The 7754-nt window shown below is 37.4% G+C and carries 9 protein-coding genes; 6 read left to right on the forward strand and 3 right to left on the reverse strand.

The window, feature by feature from the left end:
* Positions 1-34: 34 nt before the first annotated feature.
* The 3 genes from B4Z47_RS12080 to B4Z47_RS12090 are packed head-to-tail and all read left to right on the forward strand — an operon-like array spanning position 35 to position 2489.
* Positions 35-529, forward strand: a complete 495-nt coding sequence (locus tag B4Z47_RS12080) for a hypothetical protein (protein ID WP_139145106.1) — start codon at positions 35-37, stop codon at positions 527-529.
* Positions 519-1103: a hypothetical protein gene (locus tag B4Z47_RS12085; RefSeq protein ID WP_070570371.1), complete on the forward strand. Its 585-nt coding sequence runs from the start codon at positions 519-521 to the stop codon at positions 1101-1103. Before B4Z47_RS12080 ends, B4Z47_RS12085 begins: the two co-directional genes overlap by 11 nt.
* 12 nt (positions 1104-1115) lie before the next feature.
* Positions 1116-2489 (forward strand): alpha/beta hydrolase family protein, encoded by a 1374-nt coding sequence (locus B4Z47_RS12090; protein WP_112373911.1) that lies wholly within the window; start codon positions 1116-1118, stop codon positions 2487-2489.
* 156 nt (positions 2490-2645) lie between these two features.
* On the opposite strand, the gene B4Z47_RS12095 is transcribed toward B4Z47_RS12090, so the two are convergent.
* From B4Z47_RS12095 to B4Z47_RS12105, 3 genes are all read right to left on the reverse strand, one after another.
* The gene (locus tag B4Z47_RS12095; protein ID WP_070570367.1) at positions 2646-3353 is read right to left on the reverse strand and encodes an SDR family NAD(P)-dependent oxidoreductase; all 708 of its coding nucleotides are present in this window, start codon (positions 3351-3353) and stop codon (positions 2646-2648) included.
* A 2-nt stretch (positions 3354-3355) separates the two neighbouring features.
* Positions 3356-4270 (reverse strand): lysylphosphatidylglycerol synthase transmembrane domain-containing protein, encoded by a 915-nt coding sequence (locus B4Z47_RS12100; protein WP_070570365.1) that lies wholly within the window; start codon positions 4268-4270, stop codon positions 3356-3358.
* An 87-nt stretch (positions 4271-4357) separates the two neighbouring features.
* The gene (locus B4Z47_RS12105; protein ID WP_046674904.1) at positions 4358-4690 is read right to left on the reverse strand and encodes a hypothetical protein; all 333 of its coding nucleotides are present in this window, start codon (positions 4688-4690) and stop codon (positions 4358-4360) included.
* A gap of 54 nt (positions 4691-4744) precedes the next feature.
* On the opposite strand from B4Z47_RS12105, the gene B4Z47_RS12110 reads away from it, so the two are divergent.
* From B4Z47_RS12110 to B4Z47_RS12120, 3 genes are all read left to right on the forward strand, one after another.
* Positions 4745-5299, forward strand: coding sequence for a lipocalin family protein (locus B4Z47_RS12110; RefSeq protein ID WP_075994619.1), 555 nt, complete (start codon positions 4745-4747; stop codon positions 5297-5299).
* Positions 5300-5547: 248 nt separating this feature from the next.
* Positions 5548-6699 carry a GDP-mannose 4,6-dehydratase gene (gmd, locus tag B4Z47_RS12115; protein WP_046674906.1) on the forward strand — a complete coding sequence of 384 codons (1152 nt, stop codon included), beginning with the start codon at positions 5548-5550 and terminating at the stop codon, positions 6697-6699.
* A gap of 99 nt (positions 6700-6798) precedes the next feature.
* Entirely contained in the window at positions 6799-7725 is a 927-nt protein-coding gene (locus B4Z47_RS12120) for a hypothetical protein (RefSeq protein ID WP_088160102.1), read from the forward strand.
* Positions 7726-7754: the final 29 nt, after the last annotated feature.

Here is a 7754-nt window from a genome sequence, read left to right on the forward strand (position 1 = left end):
GAAATCGAATGATTGATGAACAAAGAATGATGTCATGATGAAAAATAATACGCTTTTTACCGAAAGCCAATCTTTTTTTAGCTGGTTATTATGTTTGATCCTTTTAACGGTCAGTGTAGCCAGTTTTTCTGTGCACTGGCATGATATCTTGCAGTTGGATTTTGTTCCATTATTTCAATTACCAGGATTTTGGATCAATTTGGTATTGTGGGGGTTATTTGGCATACTACGATTAAAAACTATTATTCGTGAAGATGGAATTGAAGTCTATTTTTTCCCATTTAATTTCTATCGTAAAAGGACGCTTTGGGCAGATATCCGTGCTATTCAGGTACGAAACTATAACCCGATCGGTGAGTTTGGTGGATGGGGATTGAGGAGGGGGGTGAGAGGTCTGGCTTTTTCAGCTCGTGGTAATATGGGGTTGCAACTTACATTGGAAACTGGTAAGATATTACTTATTGGAACCCAAAATCCGGCTGCGATTGAACAGCTGAACTTATCTCAATTCTTAAAAAATGAAAGTTAAACAGATTTTTCAGAATCCATTTGCGGAATTCCCAGAGTGGAAGTTATTCTTTGCTGGTGTTATCGGATTTTTGTTATCAAGCTATGTTATTTATTTATCGGGCCAGCAGTTCAATGGTTTTATGCATTTCTATCAACCGGATAGGGTGATTTCGATATGGGCTGTATTGGGCGTTCATGCCTGTATGGTTTTGGCTCCTTTTACACTTCTTTACGGTACTGGGATGTTATTGAACAGAAAGACCAGAATCATCGATGTCATAAATGTCGTTCTGATTATACCATTTCCGCTCTATCTTGCCTTATTTTTAGGGAAATTGTTAAACCAGGACAAATTTACGGATGAAGTCTTAAAGGCAGTGCAAAGCGACGATCATACATTGGTTGGAGTTGATAAAACGGAGATGCTCTTGTTTGGCATGTTTGGAATCATCAGTTTGTTATTGCTATGCTATCAGTTCTATTTATTGGTTAAGGGTATGAATGTAGCCGTTAATAATAAGAAGATTGGAATCAGTATGGTATTTGTGGCATTATATTTTATATTGGATTTATGCATACAGTTTAATTTCTAGTAAAAAACGACAATGAGAAAAATTTTATACCTATTTATCATTTGTTTTCATTTTTCATGTACCCATGCGCAGACATTTGATGGCTCATGGAAGGGCGAGGTTGAGGTTTCAGGGCAGAAGCTGCTACTGGTATTCAATATCCAAAAAGATAGTGCAGGGAAGTGGAATGGTACCTTTGAGAGTCCAATGCAAACAGCGCAGAAATTTCCAATCAATCAAATACGTATTCAACACGATTCCATTTGGATGGATGTTAAGAATATAGGTCTTCTGTATGCGGGCTTTTTGGATCGGGATAAAGATGTTATGAAAGGGGTGATGAAACAAGGCCCCTTTGAATCTGCTATGATTTTAGTACGAAGCGAGAATGAACAGAGTGGGCTTTCTCGTAAGCAGGATGTTTTTCCTCCTTATAGCTATACGGAAGAGGAAGTTTCGTTTAAAAATAGTGCCGGCAATGCAGTTCTTACGGGCGCTCTGACTTATCCTAAAAATGGTGGACCATTCCCCGCATTGGTGTTGGTCAACGGTAGCGGTCAGCAGAATAGGGATTCTGAAGTGTTTGGTCACAGGCCATTTAAGGTGCTTGCAGATCATCTTACCAAAAACGGTTTTGCTGTATTACGTTACGATGATCGAGGGGTAGGCGGCTCTAAAGGAGAAGTTAATTTAGCGACAACAATTGATTTTGCCTCTGATGCCAATGCTGCAGTTGATTTTCTCAGCAAAAAAGCTATAGTAGATGTGGATAAAATCGGAATGATCGGGCATAGTGAGGGAGCCCTAATTGCCGAAATAGTGGCATCCGAGAACAGTAAGGTAAAGTATATTGCACTTTTGTCTGGCCCAGTGATCAAAGGAGATTCTTTACTGATCTTACAGAGTTATGCTTTAGGAAAAGCGGGCGGATTATCTGAAGCAGCATTACAGATCAATAAAGCAAATAATCGAAGATTGTATACTATTCTATTGGAAGATGCGCCACCAAAGGCATTGGCCGAATCGTTGGAAAAAGAACTTATTCAGCAAAATAACGGTAATCCCCTGACTGCTGATATGAAAATTAAACTCAGTCCAATGATGAGCCCCTGGTTTAGAACATTTCTTCGTATCGATCCGGCTTATTATCTGAAGCAGCTAAAAATACCGGTTTTTGCTTCATTTGGCGGAAAGGACGTCCAAGTTCCTGCAAATGAAAACATTTATTGTCTCCAACACCTGCACTTAAAGACTACTGACCTCACCATTAAGGATTATCCCAATTTGAATCACCTTTTTCAGCATGCGCAAACTGGAAAAATCGAAGAATATTTTGAAAACTCAGAGAGTTTTAATGAACAATTGATGGATGACCTTACAAAATGGCTTAAATTGAAGACAAATTGATTTAATGAACTGAAGGCCGCGAGTTTTAGTATTTCTTTCCGGATCAAATAGGGGTAAAAGATCAGGGCCATTTAATGTTCTATTAAATGGCCCTGACTATATTACACCAACCTGACTATATTAGATCAAGGGATATTTTTTTGAAGGGCTTTCCAATTAAGGTGTTGTATTGGCTACAGGAAGTATTTTCCCATTGAAATAGTGATGTCCATTTTGAGCGAACTCTGCAATATAGCGTCCCATTTCAAAGGCTAAAGTACCCGCTTCAACACCCGGAAAAGCAGCCTCGAACATTTCGGTCTGAGCAGATCCTAAGGCTAGACAGTTCACTTTGATTCCTTTTTCCTTAAACTCCTCCGCTAAGCATTCTGTAAGCACTGCTAATGCGGCTTTGCTGGTTGAATATGCCGAAAGTCCGGGAAACTTCAATGATCCCTGAAATCCCCCCATACTGCCAATATTGACAATATGTGAGCCTGATGGCATCATGGGAACAACGTTTTGTATCATATTTACATGTCCCATTACATTGGTTTGTAGCATTTCAGCAAAATCCTTTCCATCAGTTTCCATAAATGGCTTATTGATGAGTGCTCCAGCATTGTTTATCAAGATATCAACCTTATCAAATTTAGATTGGATGAAGGGAACAAGTGTAGTATAGTCATCGTAGACAATATCAAATTGAGCCGGGTATAAGGTGCCGCCATCATAGTTGAGCTGACCTGCAATTTCATGAAGTTTTCTCAGTTTGTCTGCTGATCTAGCCAAAGCAATGACTTTGTTGTCCTTTTTAGAGGTCAAATCCAACACCGCTTCAAATCCAACACCACTGCTTGCACCTGTAATAATAATATTTGCCATGTTTATTCTTCTAGTTTTTGACTTTGTTCAACTTCTTCTGCGGAAGGTAATTTGTCCTCTCCAATTGCTTGCGGATGAAAGATAAAATAAATTCCTGAAAGCGCGACGAGAGCGGAAATAATATAAAATAACAAGGTGATTAAAACCGCATTGTGTGAGTCGACGTGGAATATGCCCGCTCCCCACATGATCACAAGCTCACGCATCCCTAAACCACCCACTGAAAACGGAATGATCGAAACAAGAGAAGATGCAAGGAATAAAAATAGGTAAGGAGAAAATTTGCCGCTAAATCCTAGTGCATAAAGGATAAGAATTGCTGCAATAACTTGCATGGATTGCACACCGATTGCTTTTAAATGGGCTATTAAAAATGTAGCCTTGTATTCTTTAAAGAACTTGGTTACGATAAAGTAATAGAGAACGCTCCCTATTATAAATAGAATAACGGTCAGATAGTTTGGAATTCCGAGTTGTGGCATATAAGTAACTAGCGCTGCAATGATGAGGCACAGTGCCCATAATCCACTTAATCTATCTAAAAATAAGGCCGTAAATAATTTTCGTCCTTTAATATTGAATCGTTTCCTGAGGAAGAATATTTTATAACCATCTCCGCCAACACCGCCTGGTAAAATGAGGTTGTAAAATAGGCCAAGTTGATACAGTTTTAAATTATATTTTTCCGTAACATCTAAACCGATTGCCTTTAAAAAAGTCAATAAGCGCGAAGAAGAAATAAAAATTGAGATACTATAAGCAACTAAAGCAAAGAATAGATAGAGAGGATTGGAGTTGATGACGGCTTCTTTCAGATCCTTTAGCGATACCTTGCTAAATACCCAGTATAAGGCTCCTACAGTAACGACAATCTTTGCTATATTTTTGGCTATTTTGAGCCCCTTTTTTTTATCCATATAAATTATACATCCAATCTTGTTCGGCTGTAATTAGCGTTTTGGAGAATCCAAAGTTAGAAACTTTGGCGAATTGTGCAATTGGGCTTAAGCAATCGTTGGGTAAATTCTTGAATACAATAATATCAAATATAAAATACCAAAGATAGTAGCAAGAGAAAATAGCCAATTTAGGTCAATTCTGTTATATTTGTGCTTGAGCACAGCGATCATTAATCCAATGATGAAGCAAAATAACAAGATAGGAGCGATGAGAGCTATCTTGTTCGTAAAAGCAAGGCTGATTTGATTCAATTTGCTTTTTGCTTCCTGTCCTAAAAAAAGCGGATAAGAAGCAAAGGCCAATAAAATGATAAATAACCTTAACAGCGTTTTTGCGATTATTTTGCTTATGGTATGATTTTTGGCTGTAATTTTCATGTTTTGTGGATTAATTTACCCCAAAAATACAATTTGAAATTAAAATTTATAGATATGAATCGATTCGTTTTATCATTAGCAACTATTTTTGCTACGGTGACCTTATTTTCTTGTGGAGCACAGAAGCAAGGTACATCAACTGGAAATCCTTCTTCCAACACGAGTGCAGCTTCTGGTCCAAGCGCTTCGGATTGGAAATCCGCTGTAAAAGGTACATGGACGTTGAATACAATCGATAGAGAGAATTTACCTTCTTCATTCACGATTAAAAGTGTATTTGAAGAAGCTCCTGCAGAATGTTTCGTAGGTAGTACATGGAATTTTATTGGAAATGGTAAAGGATCTATTACTTTTAATGCGCAAGGAACTTTATGTGCTCCGGGTGCATCACGTGAGATCTTTTGGTCTATCTATAATCCTGGAAAAGGCTTAGGAGAACCTCAGTTTCAATTTAAAAAGATTTATGCAGGCGATAAAGCGAAGAACGTAACAACAGGTTACCGTTTGGATTTATCTTATTCGGATGGGAATAAATTAGTTATGCGTATGCCATTGACTGTTGCTAACGGAGAAGCCTATTTAGTGTTTAATTTTACGCGTTCGAACTAAACGTAAACGATAAAAGAAGAATAACAGAAAGCTATAGGAATTCCTATGGCTTTTTTTGTTTAAAATTTAATACTTTTACACTCCCAATTCATTATGATTTATTCGTGTCATAGGCTGCGGAATTTACCGATACAGTGAAAAAGCCAACTATGCATGATAATCTTGTGGGCGGATAAGCTTATTTTAAGTATGAAAATGGGATATATACCTAACGATTTCGTCAGGTATTGCTTAATCTAGAGAGAAACATGGCTGAACAAAACACGAAAACTGCTTTAATAACAGGTATAACAGGACAAGATGGTGCCTATCTAGCGGAATTCCTATTGAAGAAAGGTTACAAAGTACACGGTTTAAAGCGTCGCAGTTCTTTATTCAATACAGATCGTATTGATCATCTTTATCAAGATCCCCATCTTGACAATAGAAATTTCACATTGCATTTTGGTGATTTGACGGATTCAACCAACTTAATCCGTATTATACAGGAAACACAGCCTGACGAGATTTACAACCTTGCGGCGCAATCTCATGTAAAAGTTAGTTTTGATACGCCGGAATATACTGCAAATGCCGATGGTATCGGTACATTGCGGATTCTTGAAGCAGTCAGATTATTGGGAATGATTGAGAAAACCCGTATCTATCAGGCTTCTACTTCCGAGCTTTATGGATTGGTGCAAGCGGTTCCACAAAGTGAAACGACACCTTTTTATCCGCGAAGTCCTTATGCTGTAGCAAAAATGTACGGTTATTGGATTACTGTCAATTATCGTGAAGCCTATAAGATGTATGCTTGTAATGGAATTTTATTCAATCACGAGAGCCCTGTAAGGGGAGAGACTTTTGTGACACGTAAAATCACCAGGGCTGTAGCAAAAATTGCGCTAGGACTTCAGGATAAATTATATCTTGGTAATCTGTCGGCACAACGCGATTGGGGGCATGCTAAAGATTATGTAGAAGCAATGTGGTTGATTCTACAACAAGAAACCGCTGAAGATTTTGTGATTGCTACAGGTGTGACAACAACTGTAAGGGACTTTGTTCGCATGGCTTTTGCAGAATTGGGAATTGAGATTGAGTTCAGTGGAAAGGGAGAGCAGGAGAAGGGGGTAATTATCGATATTGACGAGGAGCGCCTAGCCCAGTTAAATATTGATAAATCGCTGATTAAATTTGGTCAGACTGTTGTCAAAGTTGATCCAGCATATTATAGGCCAACTGAAGTCGATTTACTAATTGGTGATCCGACTAAAGCAAATACAAAACTTGGATGGACGCCAAAATATGATCTTCAGATGTTGGTAACAGATATGGTACAATCCGATCTTCACCTGATGAGAAAGGAAGAATACTTAAAACAAGGCGGATTTGAGACCTTGAATTATTTTGAATAATTCATAATTGGTAATAAAAAATAAAACTGGAATAATTTTTGTTTAAACATTCAATAGTATAAATTTATAGATTTATACCTATGAATATGACAGTATATTATGATAAATTCAGAAGTTGTTTCGAGTAAGAAAGAAGAAGAGAAGAAGAAAGATTCTTCGAAGATTTACTTCTTTATCATTGCGATAGCAGCATTACTTGCAACGAATATATATTTTTATGTCAAGTTTAAGACTAATGGTGAAAAGGTCTATACACTTACAGTAGAAAAAGAAAATTTGCAGGTACAAATCGATCGTATTGAAGCTGAATTGGATAAAATTGATGTAGAAAATGTTCAATTGACTCCAGAGATGTCCGTGCAGAAGGATGATTCTAGAGCTGAGATCGCAGAGCTTCGTAAAAAACTTGAAAATAAGAGTATTACAGCAAAAGATATCGATGAAGCACAGCACAAGATCAATCAGCTTAAGAAGCAGGTGGATACTTATCGTGTCAATGTGCAACGGCTGATTCAGGAAAATCAGATTTTATCGAAACAAAACTCCAACTTGAACGAATCTGTTGTCGAAAAAGAAAAACAGATTACTTCATTAGTTACATCAAATTCGGATCTGAAAGAGAAGGTTGCGACTGCTTCAGCATTAAAGGTTTCAAGCATCAGTATAAATGGCCTTGAAGTCAAAAAGAATGGAAAGGAATTTGTAGAAGAACGTGCTAAAAAAATCGATAAGTTAAAAATCAACTTTACCATTGCTGATAATCCGTTGGCTAAAAGTGGAGAACGTGATATATATGTTAGAATTATCGATCCACAGGGAAATCTGGTCGTGCAAGGTGATAATATTTTCTATGTACATGGCGAGAAATTACAATATACTTTTAAACACAATATTTTATTTACCAACAAAGGTGAAGACTATATCGTCTATTGGGCAGCAGAAGAAGGATTCTCTAAAGGGGCCTATACGGTTTTATTATATGAAGATAATGCAATCATGGGACGATCTACTGTTGTATTGCGTTAAAAATAGATACACTATAAACAAAAAAGCTC

This window comes from Sphingobacterium sp. UBA2610 (assembly GCF_002339225.1).
Lineage (GTDB): Bacteria > Bacteroidota > Bacteroidia > Sphingobacteriales > Sphingobacteriaceae > Sphingobacterium > Sphingobacterium multivorum.

Bases quoted from the DNA above. Each gene is read 5' to 3' on its own strand.
- B4Z47_RS12080 (WP_139145106.1), top strand. From the start codon at position 35: ATGATGAAAAATAATACGCTTTTTACCGAAAGCCAATCTTTTTTTAGC.
- B4Z47_RS12085 (WP_070570371.1), top strand. From the start codon at position 519: ATGAAAGTTAAACAGATTTTTCAGAATCCATTTGCGGAATTCCCAGAG.
- B4Z47_RS12090 (WP_112373911.1), top strand. From the start codon at position 1,116: ATGAGAAAAATTTTATACCTATTTATCATTTGTTTTCATTTTTCATGT.
- B4Z47_RS12095 (WP_070570367.1), bottom strand. From the start codon at position 3,353: ATGGCAAATATTATTATTACAGGTGCAAGCAGTGGTGTTGGATTTGAA.
- B4Z47_RS12100 (WP_070570365.1), bottom strand. From the start codon at position 4,270: ATGGATAAAAAAAAGGGGCTCAAAATAGCCAAAAATATAGCAAAGATT.
- B4Z47_RS12105 (WP_046674904.1), bottom strand. From the start codon at position 4,690: ATGAAAATTACAGCCAAAAATCATACCATAAGCAAAATAATCGCAAAA.
- B4Z47_RS12110 (WP_075994619.1), top strand. From the start codon at position 4,745: ATGAATCGATTCGTTTTATCATTAGCAACTATTTTTGCTACGGTGACC.
- gmd (WP_046674906.1), top strand. From the start codon at position 5,548: ATGGCTGAACAAAACACGAAAACTGCTTTAATAACAGGTATAACAGGA.
- B4Z47_RS12120 (WP_088160102.1), top strand. From the start codon at position 6,799: ATGATAAATTCAGAAGTTGTTTCGAGTAAGAAAGAAGAAGAGAAGAAG.